The organism is Promicromonospora sp. NPDC060271 (genome assembly GCF_042726755.1).
In the GTDB taxonomy this organism is placed as follows: Bacteria; Actinomycetota; Actinomycetes; order Actinomycetales; family Cellulomonadaceae; genus Promicromonospora.
Genome location: NZ_JBHXBG010000034.1, coordinates 1 through 21,883 on the forward strand (window position 1 = coordinate 1; position 21,883 = coordinate 21,883).

Annotated in this window: 23 protein-coding genes; 15 read left to right on the top strand and 8 right to left on the bottom strand. The window is 71.2% G+C overall.

The features are described 5' to 3' along the window. Positions 1-52: 52 nt before the first annotated feature. The 3 genes from ACFWE2_RS07845 to ACFWE2_RS07855 form a co-directional block, all read right to left on the bottom strand. Entirely contained in the window at positions 53-1,240 is a 1,188-nt protein-coding gene (locus ACFWE2_RS07845) for a sugar phosphate isomerase/epimerase family protein (RefSeq protein ID WP_377223654.1), read from the bottom strand. A 38-nt stretch (positions 1,241-1,278) separates the two neighbouring features. Further along, complete coding sequence (locus tag ACFWE2_RS07850; RefSeq protein ID WP_377223655.1) at positions 1,279-4,665, bottom strand: family 16 glycoside hydrolase; 3,387 nt, start codon at positions 4,663-4,665, stop codon at positions 1,279-1,281. 200 nt (positions 4,666-4,865) lie between these two features. Further along, on the bottom strand, positions 4,866-5,930 hold the full coding sequence (locus ACFWE2_RS07855; protein WP_377223656.1) for a LacI family DNA-binding transcriptional regulator: 1,065 nt from the start codon (positions 5,928-5,930) through the stop codon (positions 4,866-4,868). 137 nt (positions 5,931-6,067) lie between these two features. Between ACFWE2_RS07855 and ACFWE2_RS07860 the strand changes: the two genes are divergently transcribed. The 6 genes from ACFWE2_RS07860 (at position 6,068) to ACFWE2_RS07885 (ending at position 11,753) form a co-directional block, all read left to right on the top strand. Further along, positions 6,068-6,382, top strand: a complete 315-nt coding sequence (locus ACFWE2_RS07860; RefSeq protein ID WP_377223657.1) for a hypothetical protein — start codon at positions 6,068-6,070, stop codon at positions 6,380-6,382. Between the two features lie 265 nt (positions 6,383-6,647). Then, positions 6,648-7,526 (top strand): ABC transporter permease, encoded by an 879-nt coding sequence (locus ACFWE2_RS07865; protein WP_377223658.1) that lies wholly within the window; start codon positions 6,648-6,650, stop codon positions 7,524-7,526. Positions 7,527-7,610: 84 nt separating this feature from the next. After that, positions 7,611-8,654 (top strand): ABC transporter substrate-binding protein, encoded by a 1,044-nt coding sequence (locus ACFWE2_RS07870; RefSeq protein ID WP_377223659.1) that lies wholly within the window; start codon positions 7,611-7,613, stop codon positions 8,652-8,654. Continuing rightward, a complete protein-coding gene (locus ACFWE2_RS07875) occupies positions 8,651-9,469 on the top strand; it encodes an ABC transporter ATP-binding protein (RefSeq protein WP_377223660.1) in 819 nt (272 codons plus the stop codon). Before ACFWE2_RS07870 ends, ACFWE2_RS07875 begins: the two co-directional genes overlap by 4 nt. Positions 9,470-9,557: 88 nt before the next feature. Beyond that, entirely contained in the window at positions 9,558-10,568 is a 1,011-nt protein-coding gene (locus ACFWE2_RS07880; protein ID WP_377223661.1) for a Gfo/Idh/MocA family protein, read from the top strand. 84 nt (positions 10,569-10,652) lie between these two features. After that, positions 10,653-11,753, top strand: coding sequence for a MerR family transcriptional regulator (locus ACFWE2_RS07885; RefSeq protein ID WP_377223662.1), 1,101 nt, complete (start codon positions 10,653-10,655; stop codon positions 11,751-11,753). Positions 11,754-11,755: 2 nt separating this feature from the next. On the opposite strand, the gene ACFWE2_RS07890 is transcribed toward ACFWE2_RS07885, so the two are convergent. Next, the gene (locus ACFWE2_RS07890; RefSeq protein ID WP_377223663.1) at positions 11,756-12,214 is read right to left on the bottom strand and encodes an Lrp/AsnC family transcriptional regulator; all 459 of its coding nucleotides are present in this window, start codon (positions 12,212-12,214) and stop codon (positions 11,756-11,758) included. A 192-nt stretch (positions 12,215-12,406) separates the two neighbouring features. On the opposite strand from ACFWE2_RS07890, the gene ACFWE2_RS07895 reads away from it, so the two are divergent. The 4 genes from ACFWE2_RS07895 (at position 12,407) to ACFWE2_RS07910 (ending at position 15,973) form a co-directional block, all read left to right on the top strand. Further along, the gene (locus tag ACFWE2_RS07895) at positions 12,407-12,805 is read left to right on the top strand and encodes a nucleoside deaminase (RefSeq protein WP_377223664.1); all 399 of its coding nucleotides are present in this window, start codon (positions 12,407-12,409) and stop codon (positions 12,803-12,805) included. A gap of 46 nt (positions 12,806-12,851) precedes the next feature. Next, entirely contained in the window at positions 12,852-13,814 is a 963-nt protein-coding gene (locus ACFWE2_RS07900; protein ID WP_377223665.1) for an RNA polymerase sigma-70 factor, read from the top strand. A gap of 81 nt (positions 13,815-13,895) precedes the next feature. Continuing rightward, positions 13,896-15,077 carry an NAD(P)/FAD-dependent oxidoreductase gene (locus tag ACFWE2_RS07905; protein ID WP_377223666.1) on the top strand — a complete coding sequence of 394 codons (1,182 nt, stop codon included), beginning with the start codon at positions 13,896-13,898 and terminating at the stop codon, positions 15,075-15,077. Positions 15,078-15,130: 53 nt separating this feature from the next. Beyond that, complete coding sequence (locus ACFWE2_RS07910; RefSeq protein WP_377223667.1) at positions 15,131-15,973, top strand: NAD(P)H-binding protein; 843 nt, start codon at positions 15,131-15,133, stop codon at positions 15,971-15,973. Positions 15,974-16,223: 250 nt separating this feature from the next. Here ACFWE2_RS07910 and ACFWE2_RS07915 read toward each other — a convergent pair whose 3' ends face one another. Beyond that, positions 16,224-16,580, bottom strand: coding sequence for a MerR family transcriptional regulator (locus ACFWE2_RS07915; protein ID WP_377223668.1), 357 nt, complete (start codon positions 16,578-16,580; stop codon positions 16,224-16,226). Positions 16,581-16,643: 63 nt separating this feature from the next. Here ACFWE2_RS07915 and ACFWE2_RS07920 point away from each other — a divergent pair, with 63 nt between their 5' ends. Continuing rightward, positions 16,644-16,970, top strand: coding sequence for a putative quinol monooxygenase (locus ACFWE2_RS07920; RefSeq protein ID WP_377223669.1), 327 nt, complete (start codon positions 16,644-16,646; stop codon positions 16,968-16,970). Positions 16,971-17,001: 31 nt separating this feature from the next. Next, the gene (locus ACFWE2_RS07925) at positions 17,002-17,730 is read left to right on the top strand and encodes a class I SAM-dependent methyltransferase (RefSeq protein WP_377223685.1); all 729 of its coding nucleotides are present in this window, start codon (positions 17,002-17,004) and stop codon (positions 17,728-17,730) included. A 20-nt stretch (positions 17,731-17,750) separates the two neighbouring features. Here ACFWE2_RS07925 and ACFWE2_RS07930 read toward each other — a convergent pair whose 3' ends face one another. Further along, positions 17,751-18,380 (bottom strand): TetR/AcrR family transcriptional regulator, encoded by a 630-nt coding sequence (locus ACFWE2_RS07930; protein ID WP_377223670.1) that lies wholly within the window; start codon positions 18,378-18,380, stop codon positions 17,751-17,753. Positions 18,381-18,428: 48 nt separating this feature from the next. Between ACFWE2_RS07930 and ACFWE2_RS07935 the strand changes: the two genes are divergently transcribed. After that, on the top strand, positions 18,429-19,010 hold the full coding sequence (locus ACFWE2_RS07935) for a GNAT family N-acetyltransferase (RefSeq protein ID WP_377223671.1): 582 nt from the start codon (positions 18,429-18,431) through the stop codon (positions 19,008-19,010). On the opposite strand, the gene ACFWE2_RS07940 is transcribed toward ACFWE2_RS07935, so the two are convergent. Beyond that, complete coding sequence (locus tag ACFWE2_RS07940; protein ID WP_377223672.1) at positions 18,999-19,592, bottom strand: DinB family protein; 594 nt, start codon at positions 19,590-19,592, stop codon at positions 18,999-19,001. The two genes, ACFWE2_RS07935 and ACFWE2_RS07940, sit on opposite strands and share 12 nt — an antisense overlap. A gap of 257 nt (positions 19,593-19,849) precedes the next feature. Then, positions 19,850-20,545, bottom strand: a complete 696-nt coding sequence (locus tag ACFWE2_RS07945) for a DsbA family oxidoreductase (protein ID WP_377223673.1) — start codon at positions 20,543-20,545, stop codon at positions 19,850-19,852. A gap of 235 nt (positions 20,546-20,780) precedes the next feature. On the opposite strand from ACFWE2_RS07945, the gene ACFWE2_RS07950 reads away from it, so the two are divergent. Continuing rightward, entirely contained in the window at positions 20,781-21,242 is a 462-nt protein-coding gene (locus ACFWE2_RS07950; RefSeq protein ID WP_377223674.1) for a nuclear transport factor 2 family protein, read from the top strand. Then, positions 21,235-21,864 (top strand): TetR/AcrR family transcriptional regulator, encoded by a 630-nt coding sequence (locus tag ACFWE2_RS07955; protein WP_377223675.1) that lies wholly within the window; start codon positions 21,235-21,237, stop codon positions 21,862-21,864. The genes ACFWE2_RS07950 and ACFWE2_RS07955 overlap by 8 nt, the downstream gene beginning before the upstream one ends. The last annotated feature ends 19 nt before the right edge of the window (positions 21,865-21,883 follow it).

The window sequence follows — 21,883 nt, forward strand, 5'->3', positions numbered from 1 at the left end:
GGCGAGGGCAGGTGCCCTCGCCCGGAAGCCGGCCGGACGGTCGAGCGGCGGACTAGTAGCGCAGCTCGGCGAGGTAGCCGAGGCTCGTGCACGCTGACGTCACGCCGTCGGGTGACGGCTGGTCGTGCTCGGTGAAGCCGTACCGGACCCCGGCGAGCGGCGCGGCGGCGAAGATCCCGGCGAAGTCGATGGTGCCCGCGCCGACGTCGGCGAAGGAGCCGTCCTCCGCGATGTCCTTGAGGTGCAGCAGCTCGAACCGCCCCGGGTAGCGCGCGAACAGGTCCGTGGCGGAGGTGTCCGTACTGGCGGCCCAGTAGACGTCGAGCTCCATGGTCACGAACGCCGGGCTCGTCTCGCGGACCAGGACGTCGTAGCCCGTGACGCCGTCCTCCTCGGTCTCGAACTCGTACCCGTGGTTGTGGTACGCGACCCGGATGCCCTCGGCGCTCAGCCGCTCGCCCGCCTCGTTGAGGATCGCGGCCGTCCGGGAGTAGTCCGCGAGCGTCCACGAGCCGGAGCCCGAGACGCGTACGTACCGCGCCCCGATCGCGTGCGCCTCGGCGGCCACCAGGTCGACGTCGTCCCGCAGGTTCGACAGGCTCACGCCGAGCGACGGCACCTCCAGCCCCGCCGCGTCGGTGAGCGGCGCCAGCTCCGCGGCCGAGTAGCCGTAGAAGTTGCCGGCGGCCCCCGACGGCTCGATGTTCCGGAAGCCGCAGGCCGCGAGCGCCGCGAGCGTCCCGGCGGCGTCGGTGGGCATGGTCGCGCGGACCGTGTAGCCCACCAGGCCGATGCTGGACAGGTCGACGGACCGGTCGCCCGTGACGGGGTGCGGCCGGCCCACCTCCGAGTAGGTGGCGGCACGGACGATGTCCCGGCGCTCGCCGCCGGTCAGGACCCGTTCGCGTACGAGGCCCTTGGTCACCGAGGAGACCGTCCGGACGAATGCGCCGTGTGTCGCGAACGGCGCCTCGGCCATGATCTCGTCCATGACGGTGCAGCCGCGGCGGGTCTCGCGGTTGGGCACGCCGGAGTCGGCGCCGGCGCCGAACCAGACGGTGGCCTGGCTGGTGTAGCCGTACGCGCACGAGCTGGTCCCGGGGCTGGTTCCGTCCGCCGTGCTCGTCCCGGCCGCCGCTGGCAGGGCAAGGACGGGCAGGGACAGCGCGGCGGCCACCGCGGCGGCGAACCACGGCTTCACGGCACGGGCATGGGCAGAGCTGCGGGTTGTGCGTCTCATCGGGTGAACCTCTCCGTCGCGGGCGTCGGGGGACCGGATCAGCGGATGGTCAGGTCGACCGTCGTCGTGCTCCGCCGGTAGGACGTGCTGCCGAGGTACTCGACGGACACCGGGTGCACCCCGCGCTCCAGGCCGGACGTGGGGAGCCGGAGCAGGGCGGGGCCTCGGCCGAGCTTCGCCCTGACCGTCGTGTCCCCGACGGTGACCCGGACGGTCCCCGTCGGCGCCGGCCGGCTCTTCGGACCGGACACCTGCACCAGCGTCAGTGCCTCCGTGCCCGCCCGGACCGTGTCCGGGACGAGCCGCGCGGAGACGGCCGACGTCAGTCCCTGCCGGGTCGTGTCCTGCACGTCCAGGCGTTCGATCCAGACGTTGCGGAACCGCGGGTTCGGGCCGGCGTCGCCGTGGTCCTGGAGCTTGATGTGCCCCGGCGTCGGCCCCTCGGCCTTGCCGTTGCCGGTCTTGCCGTCGATCGCCACGTCGTCGTGCACGAGCTGCCCGTTCCACCACAGGGACAGACGCGCGTTCTCGGTCTTGGTCCCGTCCGGGGCGAACCGGGCGGCGCGGAAGACGATATCGTACGTCTGCCATGTGCCCATCGCGGTCGCGGCGTTGATGTCCGGGGCCTTCTTCAGGTAGATCGAGCCGGCGTCGTTGGTCTGCGGTGGGTCGATGCCGAAGGACTCCAGCACCTGCACCTCGTAGCGCTCCTGGATGTAGACGCCGCTGTTGCCGCGGGCCTGGCCGGTGACGTCGTCGGCGTGCTGGGGCTGGTACCACTCGGCGTGCATCCGGAAGTCGCCGAACTTCTCCTTGGTCCGGATGTCGCCGCCGAAGGACTCCATCGAGCCGTCCGCGACGGGCCACGTCGCGGGCCCGCCGCTCGCCGTCTCCCAGGCGTCGAGGTCGTCGCCGTCGAACAGGGTGATGCGCTCGCTGGGCGTGACGGTGAGGTTGTCGAGGTTCACGTGGCCCAGGTCGTCCGCGTCGTGCACGTAGGCGATCGTGTTGGCGCCCTCCCGCAGCTCGACCGTCTCGGTCTGTGTCCGCCAGTTCGACCAGCTCACGGTGCTGTCGAGCCAGACCTGCTTCTGCTTGACACCGTTGACGTAGAGGCTCATCGACCGCGGCGTCGGGCTCGGGTCGGAGTTCTGCCCGTTCGCGTAGCGCAGCGCCAGGTCGTGCGGGCCCGCCTCGCCGGCCTCGACGGCGAACGTGGTGCGCGCCCCGGGCTCCCAGTTGCGGTCCACGAACCCGGCGCCCGAGTACCCGGCGTGGTTCGTGTTCCAGCCCGCGCCGCCGGCGATGTCGGCGGACTCGGCCTCGTAGACCGGCGGCGGGGTGGATCCGTCGGGCAGGCGGTTGAGGGTGTACCAGGCCTCGGTGCTCCACAGCTCCGCGCCGCCCTCGGCCGCGAACGGCCGGGGGGAGTGCACGTTGACGACCCGGCCGGGCTTGAGCCCGTCGATGGCCAGGGTCACCGTCCTGCGGTCCGCCGAGAGCGTCGCCGCGGTGACCTCCAGGTCCTCCTCGTCGATCTTGGGCCCGCCGTACTGCGGAGTGGAGACGTAACGCCACTGCGCCGCCTCGTACTTGTCGGCCAGGTCCTGCGCGGTCTCGGCCGACAGCGGCTTCGTGTACTCGATCTCGAAACCGCCGTCCACGGCGCGCATCTCGAGCATGTCGAACGCGCGGCTCTCGTCGAACGTGAGCTTCTGCAGGCCGTAGCCGAGCTTGCCCGCCTGGCCCCAGTTGCCCGACCAGCCGATGCCGCCCACGTAGATCGAGCCGTCCGGGCCGACGCTCGTCCGGCTGACGCCGGACTCCAGGCCCTGTGTCATGCGGAAGACGGCGCCCTGCTCCTGGCCGGCGACCTCCTCCAGGTAGACGCGCTGCAGGCCGCCGTAGGTCACGTCGCCGATCGCCATCTGCCCGGCGAACACGCCCTCGGTGAGGATCACGGGGTTGCTCGGCGAGTTGGAGATCTCGCTGTGCGGCATCCACAGCACGGGCTCGGTGACGGGCTGGTCGTCGTACGGCCCGTCCGGGTTCGTGTAGTGGTTGTAGAACGCCCCCTCCTCGACGCGCACCAGCTTCGACGTCGGCAGGTGCATGCCCTGGTTGTCGGTGACGTACATGCCGCCGTCGGCCCCGAAGCCCAGGCCGTTCGGGGTGCGCAGGCCGCCCGCCAGGTACTCGACCTCGCCCGTGTCCTCGTCGATCTTCAGCACCGAGCCGCGGTTCTCGACGAGCTGCGGGTCGCGCGTCGCGCCGCCGGGCACCATGGCGATGCCCGTGGAGACGTAGAAGTAGCCGTCCTCGTACAGCAGGCCGAACGCGAACTCGTGGTAGTTGCCGCCGAAGGGCCAGGTCGCGACCTCGCGGTACTCGTCGGTGACCTCGTCGCCGTCGGTGTCCACGAGCTCGGTCAGCCCGTGCTTCTCGGAGACGTAGATGCGGCCGTCCACGACCGTCAGGCCCATCGGCTCCTGCAGCTCCTCGGCGATCTTCGTGTACGTCACCTCCTCGGCGCCGGTGTCACCCGTCACGTTCTCGACCAGGTACACCTCGCCGAGCACCGTCTCGCGGTCACCGCCCCACGTGGCGATGGCCATGCGGCCGTCCGGCAGCCAGTCCATGCCGGTGACCTGCGGCTCGAAGCCGTCCGGGCGCAGGTTCGTCAGCGTGTAGTCGGGGTGCACCTCGGTCAGCGGCAGGCCGTCACCCGGCGCCTCGTCGACGCCCTCGCACAGCTTGCGGCCCGGCGAGGTGACGCGCGTGACCTCGGCGTCGGTGCTCAGCACCGAGTTCGGCACGAGGGCGAAGCCGGTCGCGCCCGGCGGGCGCCACTCCAGCGTGAGCTGCTGGCCGAAGTCGCCGTCGAAGTGGTCGATGCGCAGCGCGTGGTAACCGGCCTCCAGCGCGACCGAACCGTCCTTCGGGGTGGCCCCGTGCTTGCCCGGGTGGTCGACGACGAGGGCGTCGTCGAGCAGCAGCCTGGCCCCGTCGTCGCTGGTGATGCGGAAGTCGTAGGTGCCGGTGGCCGGCACGTTGAGGTAGCCGGTGACCTCGGTGACGAACCGGTCGGCGAGGCCGAAGTCCGCCGTCGTGCGCCAGTCGATCGTCGGCATGAGCTTGTCGACGTTCGGTGTCTGGCCCGGCTTCAGCGTGCAGTAGTCGTCCAGGGGGACCTGGACGTCGAAGACGCGCAGCGTCACGCCGGGCTCCTGTGGCCGGGTGGGGTCGGCCGCGGGCTGTGCGGCTGCCTGCGCGGCGGGGAGCTCCGCGGGCTGCGCTGCGGGCTGCGCTGCGGGCTGCGCCGCGGGCTGCGCCGCGGGCTGTGCCGCGGCCGGGAGCACCGTGAGGGGCAGCACGAGCACGCCGAGCATCGCGGCGAGGGTGCGGTGGGTCGATCTGCGTTCCATGGGCCTTGCCTCTCCATCGAGGACCTTGCCTGCCGGGGACCGTGCCCGCCGGGAGCCGCGTCGTGGACGCCGTCGGCGTGGGCACGCCACGTCACTATGCGGTCAGGGCTGACCCCGGACAATGAGTTGCCACTTGTTGCCCCTCGGCAGCCGCAGCCGGACAGTGTGCCCCAGGCCGCCGGAGACCGTAACCGGCTGGGTTACGGGCGCAGACGGCCTGGTGAACGGGTGCCCGACGGTAGCGGCCGGGACGTCGAGCCGCGTTCGACGAGCTTGGCCGGGAGCAGCGCCGGGGCCGACAGGCCGGCGGACGGCGCGGCCGACGGCGCGCGGAGCTGGTTCAGCAGGCGCTGGACGGCGAACGTCCCGAAGTGGCGCAGGGGAGAGGCGACCGTCGTCAGCGGCGGGGTGCAGAAGTCGGAGCCGAAGATGTTGTCGAACCCGACCACGCTCAGGTCGCGGGGCACCTCGATCCCCAGCCGGGTCAGCCCGCGCATCGTGCCGATCGCGACGAGGTCGTTGTAGGCGACGGCCGCGGTCACCGAGTGGGTCGTCAGGGCCTGGGCGGCCGAGAGCCCGCCGGCGAGCGTCGGCGCGAACGGGCCGAGGCGCCGCGCCCGCAGGCCGAGCTCGCGGGTCGTCTCCCGGAACGCGCGCCAGCGCATGCCGTCGGCCCACGACGCCTCGGGGCCCGACAGGTACGTCAGCCGGGTGTGCCCCAGGCCCGCCAGGTGCTCGACGGCGCGCCGCATCCCCTGGGCGTTGTCGGTCACGACGCTCGGGACGTCCGCCACGATGCGGTTCATCACCACGGTCGGTCGCTGCTTGGCGACGGCCCGGATCGCGGCGTCCGAGAGCCGTGAGGTGCCGAGGACCACCCCCTCCACCAGGGGCAGCGTGCGCTCCAGCGCCCGGCGCTCCGCCCCTCTGGACTCGTGCGCGTCGACCACCAGCAGCGTGTACCCGGAGTCGATGGCGGTCTTCTCGGCGCTGCGGATGATCTCGAAGAAGAACGGGTTGGTCAGGTCGGCCACGACGATCGCGAGCAGCGCGGTCCTGCCGTCCGGCAGCGCGCGACCGATCGGGCTCGTCCGGTAGCCGAGCTCGTGGGCGACGCTGCGGATGCGGTCCGCCGTCTCCGCGTTGACGCGGCCCGGCCGGGAGAACGCCCGCGAGACCGTCGAGGGCGCGACGCCGGCGGCCCTGGCGACGTCGTAGATGGTCGGTCTGGTCCGAGAGCTCCCTGTTTCGCCAGTTTCGCCCATGCGCGGGGAGCGTACGGCGAGCGATGGGCGACGGCAAGCATTTGCCGCGGTCCGGTCCATGCGTGGCGCGTCCTTGCCCGCCCGGCAAGAGTTGGCAACACCTTGACGGTCCAGGTGCGGTGCCCTCGAATGACCGCATGACCATGCCCGGCGACCCGTTCGCCCTGCCGCTCGACCCACCGGCCGGCCACGTGGCGGACGAGGCGGTGCAGGTGGAGGCCGCGGAGAGCGAGCTGCGGCGCCTCGGTCTCGAGGAGATCCGCGTGCGGCACCACGGCGACCTGGCGCGGCTCGAGGCGCCGCACCGTGACCTCGCGAGCATGACCGCGGAACCGCTGCGCGGGGAGGTCCTGCGGGCCGTGCGGTCGGCGGGCTTCCGGTCGGTGGCCCTCGACCTGGAGGCCGCCCCGGAGGCGGCCCGGGAGGCCGCGGCGGACCCGGGCGACGGCTGACCGGCGGCCGGCCTGGGCCCGGTGGCAACCGCGTGCCACCTGACCCGGCGACGCCGGGGGCAACAAGTGGCAACTCGTTGTCCGCCCCGGACGCGCCTCATAGTGTCCCGGTGACGAGCAGCTCCACGGACGGAGCCGCTGCCCTGCTCTACCGACCGGCACCTGCCTGACACCGACGTCCGGCGTGCCCTGACCCGCTGCCCACGGGTGTCGACGTCGACCCCGTGCGACGAAACGGAAAGAGCGAACTATGGAGGATCACGCCATGGTGACCACCCAGGAGGCCCGTCCCGCGACGCCGCCCGTGCGCGGACCCCGGCCCGCGGCGGTGGCAGCCGGCGGCACGCCGCTCGCGGCCCGAGCGCTCATGCTGCTGGCCGAGTCGTGGCGGCCGGTGCTCGTGCTGCTCGGGCTGTTCGGCGTCTGGTGGTTCGTGGCCTGGCGCGAGCTGGTCCCCGCCTACCTGGTGCCGTCGCCCGGCGCGGTCGCGGAGACGATGGTCGCCGACTGGCCGATGCTGCTGGAGCACACGTGGGTGACCACGCTGGAGACGATCGTCGGGTTCGTGCTCGCGGCAGTGATCGGCGTGGCGGCCGCCGTGCTGCTGGTCTACTCCCGGACGGCCGAGAAGTCCCTCTACCCACTCATCCTCTTCGCCCAGGTCATCCCCAAGATCGCGATAGCGCCGATCCTCGTGGTCTGGTTCGGGTTCGGGATGACGCCGAAGATCGTCCTGGCCGTCCTCATCGCCTTCTTCCCCGTCGTCGTCTCGGCCGTGGCGGGGCTGCGCTCGGTCGACCCCGAGCTGCTGGAGATGTCCGCGACGATGGGCGCCTCCCGCTGGAAGACGTTCCGCAAGATCCGCTTCCCCGGTGCTCTCCCGCAGCTCATGTCCGGCCTCAAGGTCGCGGTCACCCTCGCGGTCGTCGGCGCCGTCGTCGGCGAGTTCGTGGGCGCCGACCGCGGCCTCGGGTACGTGCTGCTGCTTGCGAGCGGCAACCTCGACGCGCCGCTGCTGTTCGCCGACCTCATCCTCATGTCGCTCATCGGCGTCGTCCTCTTCGTGCTGGTCGAGGTGCTCGAACGGCTCCTCATCCCGTGGCACGCCTCGCGGCGCGGGAACCTCGCGCTCGCGACCGTCTGACGCCGGCCGTCCGACGTCGTCCGGCGCGCGCACTCTCCGCTCTTCCCGCCGCCAGCATGGCGGCCCGACCAGAAAGGCTTTCCCATGCGTGGTGCAACGAAGCAGAAGCGTGGCGGCAGGATCACGAGGTCGCTGGTCGTGACGGGTGTCGCGCTGGCGACGGTCGCGGCCTGCGGGCAGACCGCCGGGGGCGGTCCGGGCCAGCAGAACGCCGAGGGGTTGAGCGAGGTCACGGTGACCCTGAACTGGGTGCCGTACGGCGAGCACGCGCCGTTCTACTACGGCGTGGCGGAGGGGATCTTCGAGGACGAGGGCATCGACCTGACGATCCAGCCGGGCAACGGGTCCGGCAACACCGTCCAGCAGGTCGCGCAGCGCAACACCGACTTCGGGTGGGCGGACACCCCGCCGCTCGCGAACGGGATCAGCTCCGGCATGCCGGTGCGCAGCGTCGGCGTCTTCCTGCAGACCGGCCCCAGCTCCGTGGAGTTCTTCGACGACCAGGGCATCACCGAGCCCGCCGACCTCGTGGGCAAGACGGTCGGCGGCACGCCGGGCGACGCCATGTACGGCACCTTCCCGGCGTGGCTGGAGATCAACGGCGTGAACCCCGACGACGTGACCGTCGTCAACGTCGACGCCGCGGGAAAGATCGCGGCGCTGATCGAGGGCAAGGTCGACGCCATCCAGGGCTTCCACCACGACCAGGCGCCGACCATCGAGAACCAGACCGGCAAGGAGGTCTCGGCCCTGCCGTTCTCGGACTTCGGCATGAACCTGCTCGGCACCGGCCTCCTGACGCACGAGGCGACGATCGAGGGCGACCCCGAGCTGGTCCAGGCGATGGTGCGGGCGACGTCGAAGTCGTTCCTCGCGGCGTCCGAGGACCCCGAGGCCGCCGTCGCGGCGATGGCGGCCGGAGCGGAGCAGGCGCCCGAGGAGAGCGTGCTTGCGGCGCAGCTCGAGGCGACGATCGGCCTGCTCAACCTCGAGGAGGCTCCCGCGCCCGGCGTGAACACCGAGCAGCAGTGGACCGACACCCTCACGTTCCTGACGGAGAACACCGACTTCGAGGGCGAGCCCACGCCGGACGCCTACTGGGACGCGACCTTCGGGGAGGGCATGTGACCGCGCCGGCCGAGCAGGCGGCGTCCGCCCGGACGGGTGACGACGCCCCGATCATCGAGGTCGCCCACCTCACGCGGCGCTTCGCCTCCAGGCGCTCGGAGACCGTCGCGCTCGACGACGTCTCGCTGGCCGTGCTGCCGGGGGAGTTCGTCACGGTCGCGGGGCCGTCGGGCTGTGGCAAGTCCACGCTGCTCAAGATCATCGCGGGGCTGACCCGGGCCACCGAGGGCGACGTGCGCCTGTACGGGCGGCCGGTGACCGGGCCGCAGCGCGAGATCGGCTTCGCCTTCCAGCGTTCGGCCCTGCTCGAGTGGCGGGGCGTGCGCAGGAACATCCTGCTCCAGGCCGAGATGCGCGGAATGGACCGGCGCCGGGCGGAGGAGCGTGCGGACCACCTCATCGAGCTCACCGGCCTGACCGGGTTCGAGAAGGCGCTGCCGCACGAGCTGTCGGGCGGCATGCAGCAGCGGGTCGCGCTGTGCCGCGCCCTGCTGCACGAGCCCCGGGTGCTGCTCATGGACGAGCCGTTCGGTGCGCTCGACGCCCTGACGCGCGAGCAGATGAACATCGAGATGAACCGGATCTGGCGCGAGACCGGCACCACCGTGGTGCTGGTGACCCACTCGGTGCCGGAAGCGGTGTACCTGGGCAGCCGCATCGTCGTCATGAGCCCGCGGCCGGGGCGGATCGTCGAGACGCTCGAACCCGGGCTGCCGGACCGCCGCGAGTACGGTCCGACGCTCGCCGACCCGCGGTTCACGGCGGCGGCCGAGCGGCTGCGCGAGCTGCTCGGCGCGAGCCATGCGACCGAGTGACGATGCCGCACCTCCGCCCGACGCGTCAGACGTACAGGTCACCATGGGGACCTGTACGTCTGACCCGTCGGGGAGGGTTCCGCTCGGGGTGGGGATCGTCGGGATGGGCGGCATCGGCACGATGCACGCTCGGGCGCTCGGTGAGCTCGCGGGACGGGCGCGGCTCGTCGCGTACAGCGGCCGGGTGCGTCCGCCGGCAGGCCCGGGGACACGGGACCAGTCGGCGGTGCGCCTCGCACCCCGCGAGGTGATCGCCCACCCCGACGTCGACGTCGTGGCGATCTGCACGCCGAGCGGCACCCACGCTGCGCTCGCGCTGGCGGCGCTCAAGGCCGGCCGGCACGTCGTCGTCGAGAAGCCGCTCGCGCTGGACGTGGGCGACGCCCTGCGCGTCGCCCGCGCCGCGCGGGAGCGCGGGCTGATGGTCTCGATGATCGCCCAGCGGCGCCTGGAGCCCGAGAACATGGCGCTCAAGCGGGCCCTCGACGACGGCGCCCTGGGTGAGCTGCGGCTGGCGACCGCCCACGTGCACTGGCACCGCGACGACGACTACTACCGCGCGGCGGGGTGGCGGTCCGCGGCGGACCAGGGCGGCGGGTCCCTGATGAACCAGGGCGTGCACACCGTCGACCTGCTCCGCTGGCTGTGCGGCCCGGTCGATTCGGTCACCGCGCAGTCGGGGACGCTCGCGCACCCGATCGAGGCCGAGGACGCGACGGTCGCGACCCTCCGGTTCGCCTCCGGCGCCCTCGGCGTGGTGACCACGACGACGGCGACGCCGCCCGGGTTCCCGGCGACCGTCTCCCTGTACGGCTCCCGGGGCTCGGTCGAGCTCGGCCAGGGGGAGGTGCGCCGGTGGGACGTGCCAGGGGTGCCCCGGCCACCCGCTGGACCTTCCGCGAACGGGGCCGCCGATCCGCTCGCGATCGGTCACGCGGGGCACCTGGCCCAGTGGACCCGGATCATCGGCGCGCTGGAGACGTCGGCGGCGGTGCCGGTCGGCGTCGACGACGCCGTCGAGACGGTCCGGCTGCTGTGCGCGATCGAGGCGGCCGCGGCGTCCGGGCAGATGGTGCGGCCGGCTGACCTGGTCGGGTAGCCCTCGCCGGTCGCGGCGACCGTCTCGTCGCCGCGGCAGGGCCGGGCTTGCACCTCGAGTGGCTCGAGGTCGCATGGTGAATCCATGGACACCACCGACAGCACCCTGTACACGATCGGCGAGGCCGCGCACCGGACCGGACTGAGCGTGAGCGCCATCCGCTTCTACTCCGACGAGGGCATCGTCACGCCCACCCGGCTGACGTCCGCAGGCCATCGGCTCTACGCGGTGGAGGCGATAGCGAAGCTCGACTTCATCCGCACGCTGCGCGAGCTCGGCACCGGCCTGGAGCAGATCCGCCAGGTCCTGGCCGGCGAGACCACGCTGCGTTATCTCCTCGCCGAGCACCTGGACGTCGTCGAACGACAGGCAGCGGACCTGCGGACCAGGCGTTCCGTGCTCCGGGCACTCGTGCGTCAGGAGAGCCCGGAGGAACGGCTCGGCCTGATGAGCCGGCTGGTGACGATGCCGGACGCCGACCGCCAGCGGCTGATCGCGGAGTTCTGGCAAGAGGCGGGCGCCGACCTGCCGACGGAGGTCGCCGAGCGCGTCGGTGGGGCGCAGCCCCGGCTCCCCGAGGACCCGACGACGGCGCAGCTGGAGGCCTGGATCACGCTGGCGGAGCTCCTGCGGGACACCGAGTTCCGCGGCGCGACACGCGCCTACCTCCGGGAGACCTATGGCAGCGGCCCCGGCGACCTCGTCTCGACCGCGCCGGTCCAGGACCTCATCGCGGCGGCCGGCGAGGACGTGATGCCGAAGCTGATCGCGGCGCACGCCAGCGGGCTCTCTCCGGACGACCCGCACGCACGAGAGCTCGCCGCGCGGCTGGTGCACGAGACGGTGGACGTGGTCGGTGCCGCGCTCGACGACAAGGTGTGGGAGAGCATCGCGTCGGGCTTTCGCCGGATGGACCGGATCGCACAGGAGGTGCTGCACGACCCCGGCTACGTGGCGACCCACGGGCGGTACCTCGAGCTCGTGGCCACCATCAACGGCGAGCCGTCGCCGGACGCCGAGCTCGAGGCGGCGTCGGTCGCCGGTGCCACCGGCGGGGCGTCGGGGGCGAAGCTCTCAGAGCTCGGTCCCTGGCTGGCGGAAGCCGTCCTCGCCGCGAAGGACAGGCTCGCCGCGAAGGACAGGATCGCCGTGAAGGACAGGGGAGTGCGGACTCCGATCCGGTGATCTCATCGACCGTGCGCCGTCGCGCTCACGCCGCGGTAGGGCAGGGTCTGGGTGTAGACGACGTTGGTCGTCGTGGTGCCGAAGGCCGTCAGCGCGTCGATCACCTGCTCCAGGTGCTGCATCGAGGTGGCGGCGACCTTGAGCTGGTAGCAGTCCTCGCCCGTGGTGCGCAGGCACTCCAGGACCTCGGTGCGTTCGGCGAGCAGCCGGTGCAGTGGTTGGTGCTGGTTGCCGGGGTACTTCAGGCGCACCACGGCCAGGACGCCGTAGCCGACCTTGTCGAGGTCGACGGCGGCGCGGTAGCCGGTGATGACCCCGCTGTTCTCCAGACGTCTGACCCGTTCGGTGGTGGCCGAGGCGCTGAGGCTCACCCGACGGCCCAGCTCGGTGAGCGGGAGGCGGCCGTCCTGCTGGAGCTCCGCGAGGATCGCCCAGTCGGTCGCGTCCAGTATCTCGGTCATCCGGGCAATCTAGCGTGGAATCCACGGGACGAGGTGCCCAGCACCGTGAATGTTCTCTTCACCGCCAAGAACCGCGGCCATAGTCTTTGGCCTCGTGATGATCGGTGTGAACGCCCTGAACTTCGATCCGGAACAGACACGGACCCCGGAGTCCGCCTGGCACGCACTGGCAGCAGTACGGAAGGAGCTCCGGTGAACGAGGCACACCTGCGGCGGGCGATCGCACTGGCGGTCGAGGCGCGGGCGGGCGGGAACCCGCCGTTCGGGTCGCTGCTCGTCGGGCCGGACGGAGTCGTGCTGGCCGAAGAGCGCAACTCGAGCCTGACCGACGACGACATCACCGCGCACCCGGAGCTGAAGCTGGCTCGCTGGGCGGCCAGGAGCCTTGACGCCACCACGGCGGCCGGCACCACGATGTACACGAGCTGCGAGCCGTGCGAGATGTGCGCGGGGGCGCTGGCCCGGTCCGGGATCGGGCGTGTGGTGTTCGCGCTGCCGGCCGCGAGACCCAGCCGGTTCGTCCAGGTCCCGGCCGACGGGCCCTATCTGCAGGACGAGGCGAGGGTCCCGGTCGAGGGGTACTACAAGTAGACATGACCAGCAGATACGACCAGTGGATACGACCAGGAAAGCGCGGATGGCTGACTTTCGAGCTGTGCAGGTTGGTGCGAACGAGGTCGAGGTGTTCGAGGGGGCCAGGGCGCGGCTGGAGGCGATCGCGTATCGCCTGCTGGGGTCGGCGAACGACGCCGAGGACATGGTGCAGGAGACCTTCCTGCGCTGGCAGTCCGCCGACCGGGAGCTCATCGAGACGCCCGAGGCGTGGCTGACGAAGGTGCTCACCAACCTCTGCCTCAACCGGCTCACGTCGGCACGGGTCAGGCGGGAGACCTACGTGGGCCAGTGGCTGCCCGAGCCGGTCTTCGCGGGGGACCGGATGCTCGGTCCGTCCGACACGGTCGAACAGCGTGATTCGGTCTCCATCGCGATGCTCAGGCTGATGGAGCGGCTCTCGGCCAACGAACGTGTCGTGTACGTGCTGCGTGAGGCGTTCGGCTACTCGCACGCCGAGGTCGCCGAGGTGCTCGACCTCACCGAGTCGAACTGTCAGCAGGTCTACCGACGGGCCAAGCAGCACCTGGCCGCTGACCGGCGCCGGGTGGAGGTCGATGCGGCCGAGGCCCGCAAGGTGGTCGAGGAGTTCCTCGCCGCGGCACTCAGCGGGAGGACCGACGAGCTGGTGCGGATGCTGACCGACGACGTGGTCCATGTGGGCGACGGTGGCGGCGCGGTCTTCTCGCTGCCGGTGCCGATCACCGGTGCGCTGCGGGTCGCGAGGTTCCTGCGCGGGCTGGTCCGGCCCAGCGAGACCAAGTGGGAGATGATCGGCGGCCGGCCCGTCCTGTTCGCCGCGGTCGCCAACGGCGCGCCCGCGCTGGTGCTGACGGTCGCGGACCGGGTCGCCGCCGTCGTCTCGCTGGACGTGACCACCGACGGTATCGCGGCCTTCCACACCCAGGCCAACCCCGCGAAGCTCGAACGCGCGACGCGCCGGTGGCTCACCTCCGAACACGGGGAACCACTCGTCGACAACCGGTGACCCAGGTCACATCGCGCTGCTGTCAGGCTTCGTGTCGCTGTCCGGTTCTGAGAGCGACACCAGCCGGACAGGAGTGAAACCATGAAGCACCAGATCGTCGTTCTCGGGGCCGGATACACCGGAGCCAACGCCGCCGCGCGCCTGGCGAGGCGGCTGCATCCCGCCGACACCGAGATCACCCTCGTCAACGCCGATCCCGAGTTCGTCGAGCGGGTCCGCCTGCACCAGCTCGCGGCGGGTCAGGACCTGAAGCCGCGCGCGCTGACCGACCTCTTCGCGGGCACGGGCGTGCGGGTGCGGCTCGCGCGAGTCACCGCCGTCGATGTCGAGGCCAGGTCCGTCGCCGTCGTCGATGGCGATGGCCCGGGCGAGATCGCCTACGACACGCTCGTCTACGCCCTGGGCAGCGCCGTCGCGGACCACGGAGTTCCCGGCGTCGCCGAGCACGCGCACGACATCGCAGGCAAGCAGTCCGCGCTGCGGCTGCGTGAGCGCCTGGGTGACCTCGCCGCGGGCGGGACCGTTCTCGTCGTCGGCGGTGGCCTCACCAGCATCGAAGCGGTCACCGAGATCGCCGAGTCCCGGCCGGACCTCGAGGTCGCGCTCGCCGCCCGCGGCGGCCTCGGCGACTGGCTGAGCGAGAAGGCCCGGAGCCACCTGCGCGACACGTTCGACCGGCTCGGCATCACCGTGCACGAGCACACCGACATCGCCAGGGTCGAGGCGACCGGCGCGGTCACCGCGGGCGGCAGCACGATCCCGGCCCAGGTGACCGTCTGGACGGCCGGTTTCGCCGTTCATCCCGTCGCCGCGGCCACGGCCCTGCAGGTTTCCGCGACGGGGCAGATCGTCGTCGACGACACGATGCGGTCGGTCTCCCACCCCGACGTCTACGCCGTCGGTGATGCCGCGCTCGCGTCGGGCGCGAGTGGCACACCGCTGCGCATGTCCTGCGCCTCGGGAGTCCCCTCGGCGTACCTGGCGGCCGACGCCATCGCCGCCCGCCTGACCGGTCGCCGGCTCCCCGAGAACAAGATCGGCTACACCGGCCAGTGCATCAGCCTCGGCCGCCACGACGCCGTCGTGCAGTGGGTGACCCCGGACGACCAGCCCAAGCCGTCCGCGCTCACCGGCAGGACGGCCGCACGCGTCAAGGAGATCGTCTGCAGGAGCGCGGCCTGGAGCGTCACCCAGCAGGCGACCACCTGGGCTCGCCGCCGCCACACCATCCCGGCCGAGGAGTCCCTCGCGACCACCGCGTGACGTCCCGACCACCACCCGACGAGACCCACCCATCGAACGAAGGAAGGACCATCATGATTCTGATCACCGGAGCCGGCGGCGTCGTGGGACGTGCGGTCATGAAGCTGCTGGCCGGCGAGGACGCGGCCGTCGCCGCGGTCACCCGCGGCCTCGAGACGAACCGGCTTCCCCACGACGTAAAGGTCGTGACAGGCGACCTGTTTCGTCCCCAGTGGATCGAGCCGGCGCTCGAAGGAGTCGAGGCGATACAGATCAGCCCGCGCGCCACCGGCCCTGGCCTCGGCGAGCTGCTGAAGCTGGCCGTCGGACAGGGGGTACGGCGCGTCGTGCTGCTGTCGGCCACCACGGTCGAGCACCCGGCAGGGGAAGCCCGTTTCGCCGCCCAGTTCAAGCTCGCCGAGGACCTCGTCACAGGTTCAGGTCTGGAGTGGACGGTCCTGCGGCTGGCGGACTTCGCCGCCAACGCGCTCGCCTGGGCGCCACAGATCAAGGCCGGCGACGTTGTGCGCGGTGCGTACGGCCGAGCCGCCACCGCCCCGATCCACGAGACCGACATCGCCGAGGTCGCCGCACAGGCCCTCCGGGGCAGCGCGCACAGCGGGTCCGTCCATACGCTGACCGGGCCGCAGCTGCTGGACCAGCACGACAAGGTGCGAATCCTGGGCGCGGCCATCGGCCGGACGCTGTCCTTCCAGGAGCTCCCACCCGAGCAGGTTCGGCAGGGCATGCTCGCGCAGGGACTGCCCGAGGAGGTACCCGCCCGCCTGCTCGGTTCACTGGCCGACTACGCCTCTCGGCCTGGTCCGATCACCCCGACCGTGGAGGACCTCCTGGGCCGGCCCGCACTCACCTTCGCCGACTGGGCACGTGAGAACGCGTCCGCTTTCAGGCCTTGATCGGGTCCTGCGCTTCTTGCTGTTCGGCGTCGGTGAGGTCGCCCCGGTGAGGTCGCCCCGGTGAGGTCGCCCCGGTGACCCGTGAGATCCTGCGACGGGCCTAGCCCCGATGTTGTCGTGCGCCCAGTCGGCGAAGGTGAGCGCGGGCCGGCCGCCGTGCTCTGCGGGCCGCGGCGGCATCCGGCCGGCTCCACGATTCACCGGACACACCCTAGGTCCGTCGCCCTGGACAGGAGGTACGCATGGACCCTCACGGCGCGACCGCCCGGGTTGAGGCATCGAGGATGCCGCTCAGCGTGGTGCGTGCCCGTCCGAGGTCGGACATGCGCGAGTCCAGCTCGGCCAGCTGGGCCCTGAGATGGTCGAGCACGCACTCCTGCAGCTCGCTGCCGTCCCCGACGAAGCACGGCATGAGCTCCCGGATGATCCGGGTAGGGAGCCCGGCGGCGAGCAGATTCCGGATGCGGCCGACCAGGGCGGGGGCCTCGGGGCCGTAGGAGCGGTGGCCGCCCGCGCTTCGGTGGGAGGTGAGCAGCCCCTGGGCCTCGTAGTAGCGCAGCAGGCGCACGGTAACGCCCGTCTGACGGGACAGCTCGCCGATCTTCATATGACGCACCTCACAGGAAGCCTGCTTGAATCTGACACCGATGGCACATTCTAGGTTCGTCCCATGAACGCGACAACGACAGATGCTCCGATCGCCCTCTACGGATTCCTGACGCCGCGGCCGGGTCATGCCGACCAGCTCCGACAGCTCCTGCTGGACCTGGTCGAGCCGTCCCGTGGCCACGACGGCAATCTTCAATACCACCTCCACGAGCAGGAGGACGGCCGGTTCTTCCTCTACGAGGTCTGGGCCTCGCAGGAGCACCTGGACCGGCACAACGCGAGCCCGCTGCTGAGCGCCTTCATGGACGCGCTGCCTGCGCACATGGAGGGCGTGCCCGAGGCCTACTCCGGGAAGATGAGGAGCCGCTACCCGGCGGCCGCGGCCTGACCGGTCGCCAGACAAGGCGCCGACCCCGATCCTGGGCGACACCCTCGCCGCGACGGTCGCGGACCGGTTCGCCGACGACACCGGCTACGACTTCGCCAAGCTCAAGGTCAAACCGAGCTTGGTCGCCAGCACCGCTCTGCGCGCCAAGAAGCTCGACGACGTCATCCGCCAGTTCGTCACCACGCACCCGGACGCGGTCGTCGTCGACCTCGGCAGCGGCCTCGACACCCGGTTGGCCCGCTGCACCCCACCCGCAGGCGTCGACTGGTACGACGTCGACTTTCCCGAGGTCACGGACCTGCGCCAGCGGTACCTCCCCGACCGGTCACACCAGGTCGCCACGGATGTCACCGAGCCCGACTGGTCACAGACCCTGCCGGACGACCGACCCACCATCATCGTGGCCGAAGGCTTGCTGCCCTTCCTGCCCGGCGACTCCTTCCAGAACGTGATCCGCCAGCTGACCACCCGGCTCCAGGCAGGCGAGCTCGCGCTCAACGGCTACACCCGATTCGCCGCCTGGGCCATGAGGTACCACCCCCCGATCAAGGCCCTCGGCATTGACGCTGCCCAGGGGTTCGACGACCCTCACGAGCCGGAACGCTGGAACGCCGGCCTCACGCTCGTCGCCGAGCAACTACTCACTCGCGCCCCGGAAGTGGCCGCGTTCCCGCAGCCCGTGCGTGCCCTCACCCGCCTCATGGCTCATAACACCGCGATGTCCCGTCGAGGCACACGCATACTCCACTACCGATTCTGAACGTTGCCGAGATACCGAGTTCACCCCCGAGAAGCGCTCGGGTCGGGACCAGAGGTGGGGCGCAGGCCGGCGGACAGCCCGGCCAGGTAGTCGTCCAGGAGCTCGACCTGGCGCCCCGGCGGGAACGCCGCCGGGTCGAACAGGGCCTGGACCACGAGTCCGAGGGCGAACGCCTGCGCCCCAGTGGCGAGGTCGGTGGGCTCGCCCGGCGGCAGCTCGCCCGCCTCCTGGGCCGCGATCACGCGCTTGACCATCCGGTCCCGTCCCTCGGCGTACCGGCGGGCGTAGTCGGTGCTGAGGGCCGGGTCCGCGAGGGCGTTGTCCCAGGATGAGACCCAGATGCGGTTGCTGACCGTGGCCTCGGACGTCAGCGGCAGGATGTCGAGGATCGCGTCCCTGAGGGCGGCCAGACCGTCGCCCGCCCGCCGTCGGGGTCGCGAGAGGGTGCGCTCCTCGAGCAGGTCGAGAGCGTAAGCCACCAGGGCTCGCTTGGTGGGGAAGTAGTGCGTCAGCAGCCCGGTGGTCGCGCCCAGCTCGGCGGCGACGGCGCGCAGGGTCAGCCCTGCGAAGCCGCGGGCGGCCATGACCTGCCACACAGCCGCTGAGACGTCATGTCGGCGGGCCTCGTGATCGCCCTTGGAACGTGGCATGCGGCCACGGTACATTGCCGTAACAACCGTTATGTGAATGGAGACCGCATGTTCACGCTGTCGTTGTCCGACAGGGCGCACCTCGCCCCGCTGGAGGTCTGGCACGCCGACGAGTTCGCCGAGCACCTCGACCGAGCCCGCGAGCACATCCGTCCCTGGGTGGGGCCGACCTTCGTCACGGACGACGTCGACGGCGCGCGGGCCACGATCACGCGGTACGCCGAACGAGCGGCCGCGGACGGCGCCCGCCTGTTCGGCATCTGGCGAGACGGGACACTCGTCGGCGGGGTCCTGTTCACCGCGTTCGACGTCGCCAACGGCGTGTGCGAGATCGGCTGCTGGCTCGAACCCTCGGCCGAGGGGCACGGGCTGATCACCGCGGCGTCCGGCATGCTGCTCGACTGGGCACTGAAAGTCCGCGGCCTGCACCGTGCCGAATGGATCTGCCGGGCCGACAACGACCGCAGCGCAGCAGTGGCCCAGCGGCTCGGTATGACGCTCGAGGGAGTACGCCGCGAGGCATGGCTGTACCAGGACGTGCGCTATGACAAGCAGGTCTGGTCGATCCTTGCGCCCGAGTGGATTGGCGTCGCCGCGGACCCCTCGGGGTGTGTCCACCTACGGCAGTGACGGTTCCCCCTGTTGCCGGGAAGCTGCTCGGGCGGCCTGCTCGATCTTCGCGCAGTGGGCTTCGCGGGCAATAGTGTCGATCGGTTGTTGCTGTCCGGCAGCGACACCGGTCTGACCGTCGAGCTGTTCGCGCAGGATGTCCGCGTGCCCTGCGTGCCGGGTGGTGTCGTTGAGGACGTGGACCATGATGTTGAACAGCTTCACGTCAGGTCGTGGCCACCACGGCACGTGGCCGGGGGCATCGAGGGGTAGCTCGTTGATCGTGGCGTCCGCGTGTTCCCAGGCGCGCCGGTAGAAGTCGAGGATCTGCTCGCGGCTCTCTGCCTCGGTCACCCACAGATCGCTGCCGTCAGAGTCTTGCCACCGGGGGAGCGGCTCAGGGAACGGCCGGTCGAAGATCTCGCCGAAGTACCTGGCTTCCCAGGTCGCCATGTGCTTGACCAGGCCGAGGAGGTTGGTCCCGGTCACCGTCAGGGGCCGCCGAACGTCATATTCGGGGAGATCGTCGAGCTTCCAGACCAGCGCTTCCCGTGTCCATTGCAGTTCCTCGTGCAGGCACTCCTTGGCGAACGCGTCAATCATGCGAGAAGGCTGCCACGACAGCGCCTACCGCGCGGCCGGCGGGACGTCGAGCAGCTGATGCGGACAGGGGCGCCGTCGAGATCTTGCGAGAGACGTCGGCGTTTCCCCTCGTTGACCTGTCGTCACTGGTGTCCGGTCCGATGGCTGGCGCTTTCGATTCCTGGACAGGTTAGTAGCGCCGTTCAGAGCCCTTCGCTCAGGAGTATAGAGGTCTGACCAGCTCAAGGTCCGCCAGTGCCTGACGAGGAGCGGAGCGCTCAGGAAGTGAGCGGTCGGTTGTCCGTCCGGTCGCTCCAGGCCCGTTCGAGCACCTCCGTGAAGGTGGCGGTCGGCTGTGCGCCGGAGAGGCCGTATCTCCGGTCGACCACGAAGAACGGCACGCCAGTGATGCCTAGTCGGCCCGCCTCGTGCTCGTCCGCGCGGACCTCATCGGCGTAGGCGCTCGGGTCCGCCAGGACGGCGCGGACCTCGGCCTCGTCGAGCCCGGCTCGAACGGCGAGTTCCACCTGGTGCCCCGGGTCGTAGATGCTGCGTTCGGCAGAGAAGTTGCCCTCGTAGAACACATCGAGCAGCCTGTCGCCGACACCGCGGCCGGCCGCCAGGTGCAGCAGCCTGTGCAGGTCGAAGGTGTTGCCGTGGTCGCGGAAGTCGACGAGGTAGTCAAGCCCTTCGGCACGGGCGAGTCGGGCAAGGTCCTCCTCGGCGGCGCGGGCCTGTGGCGGCGTCATGCCGTACTTCTTCGCGTGCTCCGGGCTGGTCGTCGGATGCGTCTCGGCCAGATGACGGTCGAGCTCGAAGGAGCGGTGAATCACCTCGACCTCAGCGCGGTGCGGGAACGCCGCCAGGGCCTTCTTGAAGCGTGCCTTGCCGATGAAGCACCACGGGCAGGACACGTCCGACCAAATCTCGACGCGCATCGGGCTTGCTCCTTGGGTTGTGAGGGGCGCCGACATCTACCGCACCGGCAGGTGGGGCGCTGTCATGTGGACGATAACCGTCCGCTTCTGAAGTATAATCGGACGGTGTTCGTCCGGATGGCTCTCGGGGGTGGCGGGTTGTGTCGCCTGGCTCACAGCCACCCTGGGAATTCGGACGATGCTCGTCCGGTTAGGCTGGGTAATCAAGCGGACGAGAGTCGTCCGAATGGCTGGCGTCCGATGGCGCCGGAACACCCGAGGAGACATGGACATGAGTGACCTGGCTGAGCTCACCCGGCGCCTGGACGCGCTGGAGGCGGTCGAGGAGATCAAGAAGCTGAAGGCGCGGTACTTCCGCTTCGTGGACGAGAAGAAGCACGACGAGCTGGCGGCGCTGTTCACGCCGGACGCGACGCTCGTGACCGACGGCATCACCTGGGGCTCGCCGCGCGAGTTCGCGAACACCATCCGCGACCTGACGGGCGACGCGCCGTCGGTGCACCACGGGCACATGCCGGAGATCGAGATCCTGGGCGAGGACTCGGCGTCCGGCATCTGGGCGATGGAGGACCTGCTGACATTCCCGGTCGGGCCCGAGGCCCCCGAGGGGCACAACGGGTACGGGCAGTACCGTGAGACCTACCGCAAGGTCGACGGCCGGTGGCTGATCGACTCGGTGCTGCTGACGCGCCTGCGGATGGACGCACTGGAGAACTGGGACCCGGATGCCTGACCTGGACGCCACCACGGATGTCCGCGCCGACGCGCGGCGCAACCGGCGCCAGCTGATCGTCGCGGCCCGGGAGGCCATCGCCTCCCGCGGCCTCGACGTCTCGGCGCTGGACATCGCCACGGCGGCGGGCGTGGGGGTGGGGACGCTCTACCGCCGGTTCGGCACCAAGGACTCGCTTCTGGACGCCGTGGTGGTCGGCCTCTACGACGAGATGCTCGACAGCGCGCAGGAGTGCCTGCAGGTCGAGGATCCCTGGGAGGGGCTGATCCGGTTCGTGACTGAGCTGGCCGGTGCGCACCGCGACAGCCGCGGCGTGGCCGAGGTGACCGCCGCGTGCGACACCGTGCCGACGCCCGAGATCGCGGAGCGGACCACGGCCCTGCAGGACGCCGTCATCCGGCTCACCGAGCGAGCCCATGCCGCCGGAGCGCTGCGCGCGGACGTGACCTGGCAGGACGTCATGATCGGCTCGCGCGCGGGACTGGACACCGACCACTGCCTCGGTGTCGACGCCGGACCCGACGGTTGGCGCCGCGTCATCACGCTCCTGCTCGACGGGATGCGCGCCCCCGGGTACACGCCGCTGAGCGGCGCTGCACCCCACCTGCACGACAACTCGTAGCACCGGGACCGGCCAGGCC